The 14,210-nt window shown below is 60.4% G+C and carries 12 protein-coding genes and 1 pseudogene; 11 read left to right on the top strand and 2 right to left on the bottom strand.

What is annotated here, in order from left to right:
* Positions 1–20: 20 nt before the first annotated feature.
* Both PSH84_RS04040 and PSH84_RS04035 read left to right on the top strand, forming a co-directional pair.
* Complete coding sequence (locus PSH84_RS04040; RefSeq protein ID WP_122566990.1) at positions 21–986, top strand: alpha/beta hydrolase; 966 nt, start codon at positions 21–23, stop codon at positions 984–986.
* A 109-nt stretch (positions 987–1,095) separates the two neighbouring features.
* Positions 1,096–1,884 carry a hypothetical protein gene (locus PSH84_RS04035; protein ID WP_305482323.1) on the top strand — a complete coding sequence of 263 codons (789 nt, stop codon included), beginning with the start codon at positions 1,096–1,098 and terminating at the stop codon, positions 1,882–1,884.
* Between the two features lie 241 nt (positions 1,885–2,125).
* On the opposite strand, the gene prmB is transcribed toward PSH84_RS04035, so the two are convergent.
* The gene (gene prmB / locus PSH84_RS04030) at positions 2,126–3,034 is read right to left on the bottom strand and encodes a 50S ribosomal protein L3 N(5)-glutamine methyltransferase (RefSeq protein WP_122566988.1); all 909 of its coding nucleotides are present in this window, start codon (positions 3,032–3,034) and stop codon (positions 2,126–2,128) included.
* A gap of 254 nt (positions 3,035–3,288) precedes the next feature.
* On the opposite strand from prmB, the gene PSH84_RS04025 reads away from it, so the two are divergent.
* From PSH84_RS04025 to PSH84_RS04005, 5 genes are all read left to right on the top strand, one after another.
* Positions 3,289–3,879 (top strand): cysteine hydrolase family protein, encoded by a 591-nt coding sequence (locus PSH84_RS04025; protein WP_122566987.1) that lies wholly within the window; start codon positions 3,289–3,291, stop codon positions 3,877–3,879.
* Between the two features lie 130 nt (positions 3,880–4,009).
* On the top strand, positions 4,010–4,330 hold the full coding sequence (locus tag PSH84_RS04020) for a hypothetical protein (RefSeq protein WP_053124023.1): 321 nt from the start codon (positions 4,010–4,012) through the stop codon (positions 4,328–4,330).
* 73 nt (positions 4,331–4,403) lie between these two features.
* The gene (locus tag PSH84_RS04015; RefSeq protein ID WP_003204497.1) at positions 4,404–4,961 is read left to right on the top strand and encodes a Smr/MutS family protein; all 558 of its coding nucleotides are present in this window, start codon (positions 4,404–4,406) and stop codon (positions 4,959–4,961) included.
* Between the two features lie 82 nt (positions 4,962–5,043).
* Positions 5,044–5,589, top strand: coding sequence for a GTP cyclohydrolase I FolE (folE, locus tag PSH84_RS04010; protein ID WP_003204506.1), 546 nt, complete (start codon positions 5,044–5,046; stop codon positions 5,587–5,589).
* A gap of 105 nt (positions 5,590–5,694) precedes the next feature.
* Positions 5,695–6,066, top strand: coding sequence for a glutathione S-transferase N-terminal domain-containing protein (locus PSH84_RS04005; protein WP_305471260.1), 372 nt, complete (start codon positions 5,695–5,697; stop codon positions 6,064–6,066).
* A gap of 154 nt (positions 6,067–6,220) precedes the next feature.
* Here PSH84_RS04005 and PSH84_RS04000 read toward each other — a convergent pair whose 3' ends face one another.
* Positions 6,221–7,387 carry an aminotransferase-like domain-containing protein gene (locus tag PSH84_RS04000; protein ID WP_305482322.1) on the bottom strand — a complete coding sequence of 389 codons (1,167 nt, stop codon included), beginning with the start codon at positions 7,385–7,387 and terminating at the stop codon, positions 6,221–6,223.
* 81 nt (positions 7,388–7,468) lie between these two features.
* Between PSH84_RS04000 and PSH84_RS03995 the strand changes: the two are divergent.
* The 4 genes and pseudogenes from PSH84_RS03995 (at position 7,469) to PSH84_RS03980 (ending at position 14,132) form a co-directional block, all read left to right on the top strand.
* A pseudogene (locus PSH84_RS03995) lies at positions 7,469–7,907 on the top strand (MarR family winged helix-turn-helix transcriptional regulator).
* 333 nt (positions 7,908–8,240) lie between these two features.
* Positions 8,241–9,590 carry an NCS2 family permease gene (locus tag PSH84_RS03990; RefSeq protein WP_122566984.1) on the top strand — a complete coding sequence of 450 codons (1,350 nt, stop codon included), beginning with the start codon at positions 8,241–8,243 and terminating at the stop codon, positions 9,588–9,590.
* Between the two features lie 62 nt (positions 9,591–9,652).
* Complete coding sequence (locus PSH84_RS03985) at positions 9,653–10,282, top strand: LysE family translocator (RefSeq protein ID WP_122566983.1); 630 nt, start codon at positions 9,653–9,655, stop codon at positions 10,280–10,282.
* A gap of 124 nt (positions 10,283–10,406) precedes the next feature.
* On the top strand, positions 10,407–14,132 hold the full coding sequence (locus PSH84_RS03980) for a calcium-binding protein (RefSeq protein ID WP_305482321.1): 3,726 nt from the start codon (positions 10,407–10,409) through the stop codon (positions 14,130–14,132).
* Positions 14,133–14,210 lie beyond the last annotated feature (78 nt).

Below are 14,210 nucleotides of genomic sequence, written 5' to 3'. Positions count from 1 at the left end.
CCTTCGCAACTAATGGCGTGATGATGTTAAAGCTGCTTGCCTTAAGCCTTGCCGTGTTCACCGGCCTGTTTTCCTGCCTGGCCCAAGCCACGGTGCTGCAACGCCCGATCAGTCTCGACACCGGCAGTGGTGAGCTTTTCGGCTCGTTGTTGCTGCCCAAGTCCGACACGCCCGTGCCGGTTGTCCTGATCATTTCCGGGTCCGGTCCTACGGATCGCGACGGCAACAACCCCGAGGGCGGGCGCAACGACAGCCTCAAGCGCCTGGCCTGGGTCCTGGCCAGGCACAACATTGCCAGCGTGCGCTATGACAAACGCGGTGTGGCCGCCAGCCTCGCGGCGACACCGGACGAGCGCAACCTGAGCGTCGAGGCCTATGTGGCCGATGCCGTGGCCTGGAGCCACAAGCTCGCCGCCGATCCACGCCTGGGCCCGTTGATCCTGCTGGGCCACAGCGAAGGCGCGTTGATCGCCAGCCTCGCGGCGCCCCAGGCCAACGCGGCGGCGGTGATTTCGCTGTCCGGCAGTGCCCGGCCGATCGACCAGGTGCTGCGCCAACAACTGAGCAACCGCCTGCCACCACCGCTGATGTTACGCAGCAATGAGCTGCTCGACAGCCTCAAGGCCGGGCAGCTCGACAACAACGTGCCGGCGCAATTGCAGGTCATTTTCCGCCCCAGCGTTCAGCCCTACCTGATCTCGTTGTTCCGCCAGGACCCGGCCCGGGCCTTCGCCGCGTTGAAGATGCCTGCCTTGATCATCCAGGGCAGCAACGACATCCAGGTCAGCGTCGATGATGCCCGGCAGTTGAAAGCCGCCAAGCCCGACGCCGAGCTGGCGCTGATCGAGGGCATGAACCACGTGATGCGCATCGTGCCCAACGACGTGAAACGGCAACTGGCCTCCTACAAGGACCCCGACCTGCCCCTGGCGGCCGAGCTCGGTACGCGGATTCTGCGTTTTATTGACTCGTTAGCCGCCCGTTAAGCGGTTTTAGTCGCAACTAGCCCTCCAGTCCTGGCAAAAACGGCCGATAGCACTGTGTCGGATAGCGCAATGGCTACCGACCCGCCGGCCTGGACAGGACTTTGCCGTTATGACTGAAACTCAAACTTCCCCCGACACCGCTGCCGAAGCCCCCGCCTCGACTGCGGTGGAGCTGCCGTGGGCCGACGTGCACACCGAGCATCACAAGATGCTCCGGCTGGCACCGCTCAAGACCGACCGCGCCACCGGTGTGCGGCCGCTGCGGTTTGTCGAGTTCAGCTACGTCGAGCGCCACAGCAAGGAACGCAGCCTGCTGCGCATGACCATCCAGTTGCCGAACCAGCGGGTGCGCAAGGAACAGAATCACCTGGACGTCTGGGCCGACCACGTCGAAAAACGCCTGACTTTTTCCCCGGACAACCTGCAAGTCGAGCCGTTGAACCGTGGCATCGGCCGTTTCCTGGCGGCCCAAGGTATTACCTGGGCCAAGAAACGCTGGTCGGCCTACCAGGTTGAAGGCTCCGACCTGGATAACAAGGACGCCCTGAACGAAGACACTCGCCTGCGCCGCGACCGCTTTCTCAAGGCCCAGGGTTTCGAGGTGGCCTACGCCGATGCCCAACACCTCAAGGGCAGCATCAAGCCGACCCAGGTCGGCGATTTGATCGGCGACTGGAACACCGAGAAGCTGCAGTTCGTGACCATCCTCGAAGCTGCGCAGATGCTGCAACAAGCCGAGCAGAACCTGGCGGAACAGGAAGTCAAACTCAAACAGCAGGAAGAAAAGGTCACCAAGTTCAAGCGCGAAGACACCGGCCTGCGCTTCACCATCACCTGCCTGGTGGCTTTCGCCATGTTCCAGGCGGGGTTGCTGATCTGGATTGCGACGCGGCATTGAACCCAACAGCGCGTGAGTAACCCTGTGGGAGCGAGCTTGCTCGCGATAGCGGTGAATCAGTCAACTTCCATGCTGCTGATCCGACGCCATCGCGAGCAAGCTCGCTCCCACAGTAGGGTTGCGGCGGAAAAATGCGGACAATCCCGTGGCGAGGGAGCTTGCTCCCGCTCGGCTGCGCAGCAGTCGTAAATCTGGCAAGTACTATTTTGAGCCTTTGAAGCCACAAAAGCGGTCGCAGCAATCAAACCCGCGAAGCAAACACCGCCTGATACTGGCGGCACTGCTCGGCACTGAGCATGAACACGCCATGGCCACCACGCTCGAAGTCGAGCCAGGCGAAATCGACTTCCGGGTACAGCGCCTCGACGTGCACCTGGCTGTTGCCCACCTCGACAATCAACAGCCCTTTCTCGGTCAGATGATCGGCCGCCTCGGCCAGCATCCGGCGAACCAGGTTCAAGCCGTCGTCGCCACAGGCCAGGCCCAGCTCCGGTTCGTGCTGGTACTCCTGCGGCATGTCGGCGAAATCTTCCGCATCAACGTAGGGCGGGTTCGACACGATCAGGTCGAAACGTTGCCCCGGCAGACCTTCGAAACCATCCCCCTGAACGGTGAACACGCGCTCGTCGACGCCGTGGCGCTCGATGTTCTGGTTGGCCACTTCCAGTGCTTCGAACGACAGGTCGGCCAGCACCACCTCGGCCTCCGGGAATTCATAGGCACAGGCAATGCCGATGCAGCCGGAACCGGTGCACAAGTCGAGAATCCGGGCCGGTGCCTGGCCCAACCAAGGCTCGAAACGGTTTTCGATCAGCTCACCGATGGGCGAGCGCGGAATGAGCACGCGCTCATCGACGATGAACGACATTCCGCAGAACCAGGCCTCACCCAACAGGTAGGCCGTCGGGATGCGCTCGGCAATGCGCCGACGCAGCAGACGCTGCACATGCACCAGTTCTTCGTCTTCAAGACGGCAGTCCAGGTAGCTGTCGGCGATTTCCCACGGCAGGTGCAACGCACCCAACACCAGTTGCCGAGCTTCATCCCACGCATTGTCGGTGCCATGGCCGAAAAACAGATCCTCCCCATGGAAACGGCTGACGGCCCAACGGATATGGTCGCGCAGGGTACGGAGACGGGAAGTGATCACGGCGGCAAACTCCAGAAAAATCGACGGGCGAGTCTACCAGCCAAACGCGGCCCCACCCAAACACGCCTCGATGGCGAACGAAAAGCGCTGGACCAATCGTAGGATTTATCCGTTTTTTGCACCGCCTATTGAACGAGACGAGCATCTTGACAAGGCTGTAGGCCAGCAACGGCGGCCCTTGCGATGGAAGCGATTCACAGAACCGCTCAGCCAGAGGACAATGTCGCAAAAGCCCCACTCGAAGGAGCCCCAGAATGTCCGTTCCAAAAACGATGTTTCAACTCAGCGGCCGTGGTTATGCAGCGGCCAATCTGAGTCAAGCGACCTTGATCATCATCGATGCCCAGAAGGAATACCTCGCCGGGCCCCTGGCCCTGAGCGGCATGGATGCAGCCGTCGCGAACATCAAGCAACTGCTCGGCGCGGCCCGTGCAGCCGGTCGCCCGATCGTGCATGTGCGCCACCTGGGCACCCATGGCGGGCTGTTCGATCCACAAGGCGAACGCGGGGAGTTCATTGCCGGCCTCGAACCCCTGAGCGACGAAACCGTGGTCGAAAAGTTGCTGCCCAGCGCCTTCCACGGCACCGAGCTGAAAAAGCGCCTGGAAGACTTCGGCCCCCTGGACCTGATCGTGTGCGGGTTCATGAGCCATTCCAGCGTCAGCACCACCGTGCGCGCCGCCAAGAACCTGGGCTTTCGCTGCACCCTGGTGGAGGACGCCTGCGCCACGCGCGATCTGCCGTACAAAGGCGGTGTCCTCAGTGCCGAGCACGTTCAGCAGACCGAAATGGCGATCATGGCCGACAACTTCGCCACCCTGGCCCTGACCCGCGACTTCATCTGATGCGCCTTGATGAGCGGCCCTCCCTGCCGCTCATCCGCAAAAGCCTCTCATTTGCTGCAATTACCCTAGCCTCAGGAACAACCCGAATATCTTCCGGTCGAAGGGCCGATACCCATTGAGGAAGGTCGGAATGAAGTTATCCGATGGTTTTGACGCACGTCGCTTGCGGCCCAAGGGCCCGAGCAACTGGCGGTTTCGTTTTGGCGCGGCGATCGCTGCGCTGCTGGCAACACTCGGTGTGCTGCTGGCCATGGCCGGTGCGGCCAGCTTGCTGGGCCGTCCACCCGCATTGGGCGAGTTGAATGCCACCCCACTGGGTTCGGCGATCATCCTGGCAGTCGGTCTTTTCGTGTTGCTGTTGGGCGTCTGGCTCTGGCGCCGCTGCCGCCGTCGCGCCCGCCAATCCCTGGAGCTGGCCATGGCTCCGCACCTGATGAAAAAGCACGACTGATCCGCCACTCGACGTTTTGTCGCGCCTGATCCCGCCAGAGTTGGGTAAACTGGCCGGCTTCGCGGAGGCTGACATGCAAGACGACGACTTTTCCCTGTTCAAAAGTGCGATCCAGGGCGTAAAACCGATCAAACACGACCGTGCCGAGACCGGCAAGCCCAAGGCCGATCGCGCGCAAATCGCCAAGCTGCGCCAAGCCGCCACCGTGCGCACCGACGCCACGACCGTGGACGGTTTGTCCGATCAGTTCGTGATCGACGTCGGCCCGGAAGACGAGTTGATGTGGGCGCGCGACGGCGTCCAGGAAAGCCAGATGCGCAAGCTGAAGGTCGGCCAGATCCCCTTCGAAGGCAGCCTAGACCTGCACGGCATGAGCGTCGAAAAGGCCCGGGAAACCCTTTGGGCGTTCCTGGCCGAAGCCACCAAGTTCGAAATCCGTTGCGTACGCGTCACCCATGGCAAAGCCGTGCGCCTGGACGGCAAGCGACCGATGATCAAGAGCCACGTCAACACCTGGCTGCGCCAGCACCCGCAAGTGCTGGGCTTCACCTCCTGCCAAGCGAAACACGGCGGCGCCGGGGCGGTCTACGTGATGCTCAAGCGCACCATGATGGAAGGTCGCGACGAGTAGCCCTCGCTTGCCGAGCTTGCAGCGCCGTGTCCGCCACCGTACCCTTGCCCTTTGCGTAAAATCCCATCCCACAGGTAGTTTCATGTCTCTGGAACAGAATTACACCGCGATTCTCGGCCAACTGGGCGAGGACGTTTCCCGCGAGGGCCTGCTCGACACGCCCAAGCGCGCTGCCAAGGCCATGCAGTACCTCTGCCGCGGTTATGAACAGACCCTGGAAGAAGTCACCAACGGTGCCTTGTTCAGCTCCGACAACAGCGAGATGGTGCTGGTCAAGGACATCGAGTTGTACTCGTTGTGCGAACACCACCTGCTGCCTTTCATCGGCAAGGCCCACGTGGCCTATATCCCGAGTGGCAAGGTGCTGGGGCTGTCGAAAGTCGCGCGCATCGTCGACATGTATGCCCGTCGCCTGCAGATCCAGGAAAACCTCAGCCGCCAGATCGCCGACGCGGTCCAGCAAGTGACCGGCGCCTTGGGCGTGGCGGTGGTGATCGAGGCCAAGCACATGTGCATGATGATGCGCGGTGTGGAAAAGCAGAATTCCTCGATGATCACTTCGGTGATGCTCGGCGAGTTCCGGGAAAACGCCGCCACTCGCAGCGAATTCCTCAGCCTCATCAAGTAACCCGTCGCTTGAAGAAAACCGGCGTTGATCGCCGGTTTTTTTTCGCCCGGTGAAAAATCAGGTAAGCTGCGCGCCCTCTTCTTCCCTGCCGCGAGGCTGAATACCGTGATCGTCAAAGCGCTTCGAGTTGGCTTGGGCCAGCTCATTATCTTCATCGACTTCATCACCCGCCCCGGCAAGAAACAGCGCCCGGCCGCGGCCCAGGCCCAGGTCGACCAGGCCGCCCGCAGCCTGACGCTGTATCAATTCCACGCCTGCCCGTTCTGCGTGAAGACCCGCCGCACCCTGCGCCGTCTCAACGTGCCGGTGGCCCTGCGCGATGCGAAAAACAACGAACAGGATCGCCAGACGCTGCTGGAGCAAGGCGGCAGGATCAAAGTGCCGTGCCTGCGTATTGAAGAAGATGGCAAGACCACCTGGATGTATGAGTCCAAGGTGATTATTGAGTATCTGGATAAGCGGTTCTCTGCAGCCTGATGGTTTTGTGGTGGCTGGGGAGGCCCCCATCGCGAGCAAGCTCGGCTCCCACAGTAGGCCTTGGTGAACGCTAGATTTGTATTCACCACCGTCCCCTGTGGGAGCCGAGCTTGCTCGCGATGGGGCCCGGACAGCCACCACAAAGCCCCTGATATCAAGCCGCTTTTACCGCCAACGCCTCCCGCACCACCCCCGCCAACCGCTTGAGCCCTTCATCCAGCCGCGCCGGATCAATGTGGCTGAAGTTCAAGCGCAGGTGCCCTGGATGCTGGTCCGGTTCAGGAAAGAACGGCTCCCCCGGCATGAACGCAACGTCGGCCGCCAGTGCGGCGGCGAGCAAGGTGCGGGTGTCCAGCGGTTGCCTGAGGGTCAGCCAGAAAAACAATCCACCCTGGGGTACGTTCCAGTCCGCGATATCAGAGAAATGCTTTAGCAACGCCACCTGGAACCGATCGCGACGGTCCCGGTAGAAATCCCTCAATTCACTCAAATGGCTGCGGTACTGCTCGGTGCCGATCCATTGCAGCGCCTGCCACTGACCGATGCGATTGGTGTGCAGGTCCGCCGATTGCTTGAGCCGCAGCAGGTGCGGGAACAAATCCGGGCTGGCGATCAGATAGCCCACCCGCAGCCCCGGCAACAGGGTTTTCGACACGGTGCCGGTGTAGATCCAGCTGGCTTTCTTCAAGCGACTGACGATCGGCGTGGCACTGCCGCCATCGAACGTCAGCTCGCGGTAGGGTTCGTCCTCGATCAGGGTGACGCCGAACTCATCCAGCAAAGCTGCCACCGCGTCGCGCTTGGCCTCGCTGTAGCGCACCGCCGAGGGGTTCTGGAACGTCGGAATCAGGTAGATGAACGCAGGCCGATGCCGCTCCAGCCGGGCCCGTAACTGATGCAGATCCGGGCCATCGGCCTCCAGGGGCACGGTGATGCAGTCGGCGCCGAACAACTGGAAAATCTGCAGCGCCGCCAGATACGTCGGCGCTTCGAGCATCACTTCGGTGCCCACGTCAATGTGCAACTTGGCCGCCAGGTCGAGGGTTTGCTGGGAGCCGCTGACCACCAACACCTGACTCGCCTCACAGACCACGCCCAATGCCCGCGCCTGAGCCGCCAGGGCTTCGCGCAGGGCCGGTTCGCCTTCGCTCATGCCGTACTGCCCCATGGACAACGGCATGGCCGCCCATTCCACCTTCGGCAGCATGGCTTCGGCTGGCAGGCCGCCGGCGAACGACATCACTTCAGGGCGCTGCGCCGCCGCGAGGATTTCTCGAATCAAAGAACTTTTGAGGCGCGAGACACGTTCGGAAAAAGCCATGGGGTCACCTGTAGCGGGTCGCTGGAAGAATGAGTCAAACTGATTGACCGAAATTACTCCGACCTCTCTGGATACGTCAATATGCTTGACCTTAAAAACCCAACCTCCCAACAAATGGCCATGGAAGCGTTTTTCTTCGGTTATCAGGCGTTCACCGCCAAGGCCGATGAAAATGCTCGAGCGTCGTGGGTTGAGCAGGGTCCACCAGCGCATCGTCTTTTTCATCGCCCGCTATCCGTCCTTGAGCGTGAAGGAATTGCTGGCCCTGCTCGGAGTGAGCAAGCAGGCGCTGAACATGCCGCTGCGACAGTTGATGGAAATGCACCTGGTGAACAGCGTTGCGTCCGAGACTGACAAGCGTAAGCGGCTGCTGGAACTGACGGCCGAGGGCGAGCGGTTCGAGCAGGCGTTGCGGCGCGAGCAGGTGAAATTGCTGGAGCGGGTGTTTGCCGAGGCTGGGGAGGCGGCGGTGAATGGGTGGTTGGCGGTGAACCTGGCACTGGGCAAATCCAGTGACTGAAGGCACCTGATCCGACGCTATCGCGAGCAAGCTCGCTCCCACAGGGTTCATGGTTGAACCCAATTCTTGCATTCACCCCACCCCACTGTGGGAGCGAGCTTGCTCGCGATAGCGTCCGCATGGGTGATATATCCCTATCGCCAGACATTTCGTCGACAACACAGAAAACATTATTTGCATTATTTGTATACAAAAGCATAATTCGCTTCGTGCGAGTTCCTGACCAACAGGTCAACATACTTCGCCAGCCTTACCTGCCTCAACGCATCGCGGCCACCCCCAGGGCGTTTGCGGTGCTGGAAATAACAATAAGACTCTTGAGGAGTACTCGCTGTGGAAAGCCGCAAACCCGACGCCCGGACGCTGGACCTCTCGCCGCCACTACGCAGTGGCTGGCTGGAACGCCTCTTCAAACTCAGCTTGCATGGCACCACGGTGAAGACCGAGTTGATTGCCGGCCTGACAACCTTCATCACCATGGCCTACATCATCTTCGTCAACCCCAACATCATGGCCGACGCCGGCATCGATCACGGTGCCGCGTTCGTCGCCACCTGCATCGCCGCCGCCCTGGGCTGCCTGTTGATGGGCCTGTACGCCAACTGGCCGGTGGGCCTGGCACCGGGCATGGGCCTGAACGCCTTCTTCACCTACACCGTGGTCGGCACCATGGGCTACAACTGGGAAACCGCGTTGGGCGCGGTGTTCATTTCCGGTGTGCTGTTCATGTTCTTGACCCTGTCACGGGTGCGCGAGTGGCTGCTCAACAGCATTCCGGTGAGCCTGCGCTTCGCCATGGGCGCGGGGGTCGGGTTGTTCCTCGGGCTGATCGGCCTGAAAACCGCCGGGATCATCGTCGACAGCCCCGCCACCCTGATCAAGCTTGGCTCGTTGCGTGAACCCGGTCCGTTGCTGGCCGCGGTGTGCTTCCTGATGATCGCCGTGCTCAGTTATCACCGCGTGTTCGGGGCGATCCTGATCAGCATCATTGCCGTGACCCTGGCCGGTTGGGGCCTGGGACTGGTGCAGTACAACGGCGTCATGTCGACCCCACCGAGCCTGGCCCCGACCTGGATGGCGATGGACGTGGCCGGGGTGTTCAACATCAGCATGATCAGCGTGGTGCTGGCCTTCCTGTTCGTGCACATGTTCGACACCGCCGGCACCTTGATGGGCGTTGCCCAGCGCGCCGGCCTGGTGAAGGCCGATGGCAAGATCGAGAACCTGTCCCGCGCCTTGAAAGCCGACAGCGCCTCCAGCGTATTCGGCGCCATGGTCGGTGTGCCGCCGGTGACCAGTTACGTGGAAAGCGCCGCCGGTGTGGCCGCCGGTGGCCGCACGGGGCTTACCGCCGTGACCGTCGGTGTGCTATTTATTGCCGCCATGTTCTTCGCACCGCTGGCCGGGATGATCCCGGCCTATGCCACGGCCGGGGCCTTGATCTACGTCGCCATGCTGATGATGGGCGGCATGGCCCACATCGAATGGGACGAACCAACCGACAGCATTCCAGCCATCGTCACGGCCATCATGATGCCCCTGACGTTCTCGGTCGCCGACGGTATCGCCCTGGGGTTCATCACCTATGTGGTGCTCAAGGCCGGCACCGGAAAACACAAGGAAATCTCCGTCAGCCTGTGGGTGCTCTGCGCGATCTTCATCGCCAAGTTCATCTTCTTGTAAGCGATACCGTATCCACCTGCCTCACCCCTCGGGTGAGGCTTTTGTACATCAGGAGCAAAGCAATGAATCTGGAAACCTGGCTGTTGTTCAGTGGCGCCGCCTTGGTGGTGATCCTCATCCCCGGCCCGTTGTCGTTGTTGATGATCGGCAATAGCCTGAACTACGGTCTGCGCCGCTCGTACCCGGCATTCCTCGGCGGGGTGATCGCATCGATCTGCCTGCTGAGCGCTTCGGCGCTGGGGCTCGGCGCATTGTTGATGGCCTCGGAGCAGTTGTTCAGCGCCCTGAAGATCGTCGGTGCCCTGTACCTGTTTTACCTGGCCTGGCAGAGCTGGCAGCAATCGCGCCAACCCTCCCAAGGCGCCGAAGTGCCCCAGGCCGCTGCCGTCCCGCGCTTTCGCGCCCTCTTCGGGCGGGCGTTCGTGTTGGGTGCGAGCAACCCGAAAGACATCCTGTTCTTCGCCGCTTTCCTGCCGCAATTTTTGAGCGCCGAACACGCGTTCCTGCCACAACTGCTGATCATGATCGCCACCTGGACCGTACTCGACCTGCTGTGCAAGCTTGCCTACGGCCTCGGCGCCCATGGCGCGGCGCGGTATTTGCGCACGGGCAGAGGCCAGAGTTGGTTCAACCGCATCAGTGCCGGGCTGTTTGGCGGCGCGGGCGCAGCGTCCTTACTGTCCAGCCACTGAGTACCGGTGACCTTTTTTGAGCCGCGGCGCTGGTAAAACGGCGCAACAACCCATTGATATACACCCGTCAGAAAAACACCTTACATAGAAGGCCATTCATTATCGTTGAACAAGGAAGTTCACAATGGCCAAGGTTTTTTACCCCGGTTCCGTTTCTCACGAGCACGCCGTCGTCGTGACGGATCTAGGCTTTCATGCCAATGATCATTCTGTCGAGACACTCGATTTCAAAGCAGGCAATGAAACCCTGATCGGCCCGGAACATAAGCGAAGACAAGCCCAACTCGAAGTGGTCGATAAACTGTATGGCCCGCTGCGTATCGGCTCCGTGACGGTCACTCGTTTAGCCCTGGATGCGCTGGGCGTGACGACCAATGGCCAGCCCCTGAACGGCGACAATACGTTTTTCCGCACCCCCAATCGTTTTTTCCTGAATACGTTGCGGTTCAACCCGGTTGATGTCGAAACCCGTATAAAGCTGATCGACAACGCCAACGACTACCGCTTGCCAACACTGCTGTTCGAAATTGCCAGTGAGCGCTCCTCTATCGCCCCGCCGTTGCTCAATGACCCTCCTGAAACACAACCTGAATCAGCCCATTATCGAACCACGCTCGAAAAGCTTTTAAATTCTGCCCAAAAACTCAATACCGCTTCGCTTGCAGAAAAAACATTTAAGTGGGTAAACAGATCCAAGAGCAACATCCTGATTCCCACAGGGTTCGGACTCCAGGCCTTTGGCATCTACAGCGGCCTGCGTGGATTGCAAGATGCCATCCGCAACAAGAACGGTTACCAGGCCGTCTTCAATGGGGCCAGCGTGAGTGCCGAGGTCGCCTCGATCGGTGTCGAGGCCGCGCTGACCCGGCAAGCCACGCACATGCTCAAGGCCGGCCAAAGTTCCCTCGGGAGTTTCGCCAAAACCTCGTTTGCCTTACGGCTGGGGCGTGGCAGCGGCTTGATTGCCAGCGTGCTGACACTGCCATTCGATATCGTCGCGGCCATCGACGCTTTCAAGGCTGCCGCCAACGCCACCGGCAATGAAGCCACGGATCATTACGTCAACGCCGCCTTGAGCATCACCAGCGCCGCCATGTCCGTGATGATCGGCGCAGCGGCATTGGCGGGTTTTACTTCCGCCGGCCCCGTGGGCCTTGCCGCGGGATTGATCCTCGCGGTTGGATCACAAGTCTGGGGGGCGATTCGTGAAGTCGATGAAATCGACAACTACATAGAACTCACCGTGCATGAGCGCCTGCGCACAGGTTGGTTCGCCTTCTGGACCATCAGCCCCGATGAAGCCATCCAAGAGCGCTATACCATCGCCAAGGCGACCGCTGAACACACGAAACAACTTCGGGCCAATGCCATGAAGTTATTGCAAGGCACCTTGAAAAACAGCACCGAAGCCATCGTAAACGGAAAGTTCAGCGTAGAACTCGAACAGGTGACTTACAACACTTGGAATTGGTGGACGGGAGAACGCTACCAGGCGACCCGAGTGCGCCCCAGGATCACGGACAGCGACGACTTCATCGATGCCCGCGACGGGGTCACTGCCGATACCCCCGGGGCCGTGCTGGGTACTTCGGCGGAACACAAAGGCATCCACTGGTATATCGGTGGTGGCAACGACACCATCATCGGTCCGAAAAGCAAACCGAACGTTTTCCATTACGGCGCAGGTGTTAAACAGCTGACCGGGGGTGAGAAAGACGATGTTTTCATTTTCGAGGGTTCAACGCAGAGCCTCACGGAAAACCCTCCTTCACCCAATCGATTGGTCGGTGGCGCAGGCAGTGACACCGTCATTTTATCCGGTCGCTCTCGGGATACCGAGGCACAACAGCTTGGTTATCACGTCGACCTGGAGGCCGGGCAGATCACCCTCATCACCCAAGCCAGCCAGGAAAAAGACACCGAGGACTATCGCCATGCGGTCCTGGAGAGCATTGAACACGTAGAAATACTGGAGGGGGGTCGCAACATCATCAAGGGCACCGCCGGCCCCAACATCATTAAATCCCGCGGCGACGATGCCATCGAGGCCGGTGCAGGCGATGACCAGATTTTCCTCCTGGGCGCCAACAACCGCGACGCAGACGGTGGGCCGGGCAACGATGTCTACGCCATCGCCCATAAGCCGGGCCGCGTATCCATCAGCGAGGACGGCATCGGCAATAGCGTCATTGCCGTGGACTGGAGAGCCGACCTGATCGAAGGCTGGAAGATCGAAGGGGACAACCTGGTGGTGACCTCGGGCTTTGACGCAGATGACTGGCAACTGCGTGAAGTCATCATCAAAAAGGTCTACCAGCCCGACGACGACATACGATACCTCCAGAACAACAAACTGACCTTCATCACAAAGGATGGCTATCACTTGGTGCCCGACCTGCCCGACACCCTGGAGCAGAGCCAGTCCCTCGCCATTGAAGCGGTCATCACCCAGCAGGGAACACCTCGCAACCCGATTATCCTCAATAACCAGAAAACGCACCGGGTCGCACACGACAAGGACACGAGCTATTACCTGTCACGCCTTACCGTGGCGACGACGCTGCAGGTAACACAACGCAGCGACTTCACCACCACGGTGCATCTGGATTATGCCAGCACCGAGCTGACGCGGATCGAGGCCCATTACAACGTCCTGGTCACTCACGACGATGATGGTTGGGACACCGTAAAGTATGGGGAATGTGGCCTGACGATTTATTTCGGCTCACGCCACGTGGTCTTGAAGAACCTGGCCAGCTCCGATGAGCGTTACAGCGCGCAAAATACCCGCACGAAGCGACGTGCATTTTCCGCCCTGGGCTCCAACCACCTCGTTACCCTCATCATGAAGGACGGCGTGTCCTACCGCCTCGTGCAACCGGCACCCGACTATGGCCTGCTACTGAACGAGACATTAATTGGTCAATCGCCGGTGAACTGGACAACCGACGTGGCATTACCGCTCACGGCGACCCGAAAGCAATATGTCTATCTTCCTCCTTCGGACAAGCCCCCCTATTACATGCGCAACCGAGCCACCTGCGCCCAGCTTACCTCCCCCTCGGAGCAAACCGGCATTGAAGTCCTGATCGGCGAAGGCGCCACCTACCTGGTGCACCTGAGCCCGGACATGACGCTACGGTTATCCACACCCGGCGCCCTCGCGGGGGCCAATCCCCGGCTGCCCCAGGCCTCGACCTGGGAACTTGACGCTACGCGCCTGGGGCATGTCGAGATCAATCTTGCTTCCAACCGGTTGCAGCTGGGCACAACGATTATTCATCTCCCCACGTATGAGGCTGAAGACCTTGTCGACAAGATACGGGTCATCACCGCCCAAGGCGTCGTTCATGCGGTCGATACCCTGTTTGAACGGGTGTATGTCGAGGCGCTCGACGCTCGGTATTTCACTTTTGCGCTCGCCCCCTCAGCGGCATGGCCCAGCGAACTGGCCGCCTTCGCTGCCAGGGAATTGAGGGTGCTGAACATTGCCGTCAGGGACGGCACTCGCGGCGGTCTGACCTACAACCTGAAAACCCGCCAATGGACCCTTGAGACCGATAAGGCTCGCCCCATCGTTGCCCAGGACCTGAGAAAAACCAATCTTTGCGATCACCATCTCAGCCTCTATCAGGACTTGGCGCGCGAAGGCCTCAGCCAGACGCCGCCCGCAAACGATGGCGCACTTCGCTTGCTACGGGAAAAGTGCGTGGCCCTGGTGGAAAGCCTCACGCCGGGCAATTCGAAGTTCATGGTGCAAACCCTGACGCTCAGCCTGGCCTTTGGAATGAGCGCGGCTCAATTAAGCGGGCTTCTTGCATTGCATGGGTTCTTACCCGCCTATTTATAGCCCCATATACATATGTACTGCACAGGCTTGAGCCGTTTCCAGGAACATCTCAAGCCAGTGACCTGTCGGTGCGTCAAT

Source organism: Pseudomonas beijingensis (assembly GCF_030687295.1).
Classification (GTDB): domain Bacteria; phylum Pseudomonadota; class Gammaproteobacteria; order Pseudomonadales; family Pseudomonadaceae; genus Aquipseudomonas; species Aquipseudomonas beijingensis.
This window is presented reverse-complemented; position numbering and strand designations above follow the sequence as displayed.

Coding starts and splice junctions, on each gene's coding strand:
- PSH84_RS04040 (WP_122566990.1), top strand. CDS start 21: ATGATGTTAAAGCTGCTTGCCTTAAGCCTTGCCGTGTTCACCGGCCTG.
- PSH84_RS04035 (WP_305482323.1), top strand. CDS start 1,096: ATGACTGAAACTCAAACTTCCCCCGACACCGCTGCCGAAGCCCCCGCC.
- PSH84_RS04025 (WP_122566987.1), top strand. CDS start 3,289: ATGTCCGTTCCAAAAACGATGTTTCAACTCAGCGGCCGTGGTTATGCA.
- PSH84_RS04020 (WP_053124023.1), top strand. CDS start 4,010: ATGAAGTTATCCGATGGTTTTGACGCACGTCGCTTGCGGCCCAAGGGC.
- PSH84_RS04015 (WP_003204497.1), top strand. CDS start 4,404: ATGCAAGACGACGACTTTTCCCTGTTCAAAAGTGCGATCCAGGGCGTA.
- folE (WP_003204506.1), top strand. CDS start 5,044: ATGTCTCTGGAACAGAATTACACCGCGATTCTCGGCCAACTGGGCGAG.
- PSH84_RS04000 (WP_305482322.1), bottom strand. CDS start 7,387: ATGGCTTTTTCCGAACGTGTCTCGCGCCTCAAAAGTTCTTTGATTCGA.
- PSH84_RS03985 (WP_122566983.1), top strand. CDS start 9,653: ATGAATCTGGAAACCTGGCTGTTGTTCAGTGGCGCCGCCTTGGTGGTG.
- PSH84_RS03980 (WP_305482321.1), top strand. CDS start 10,407: ATGGCCAAGGTTTTTTACCCCGGTTCCGTTTCTCACGAGCACGCCGTC.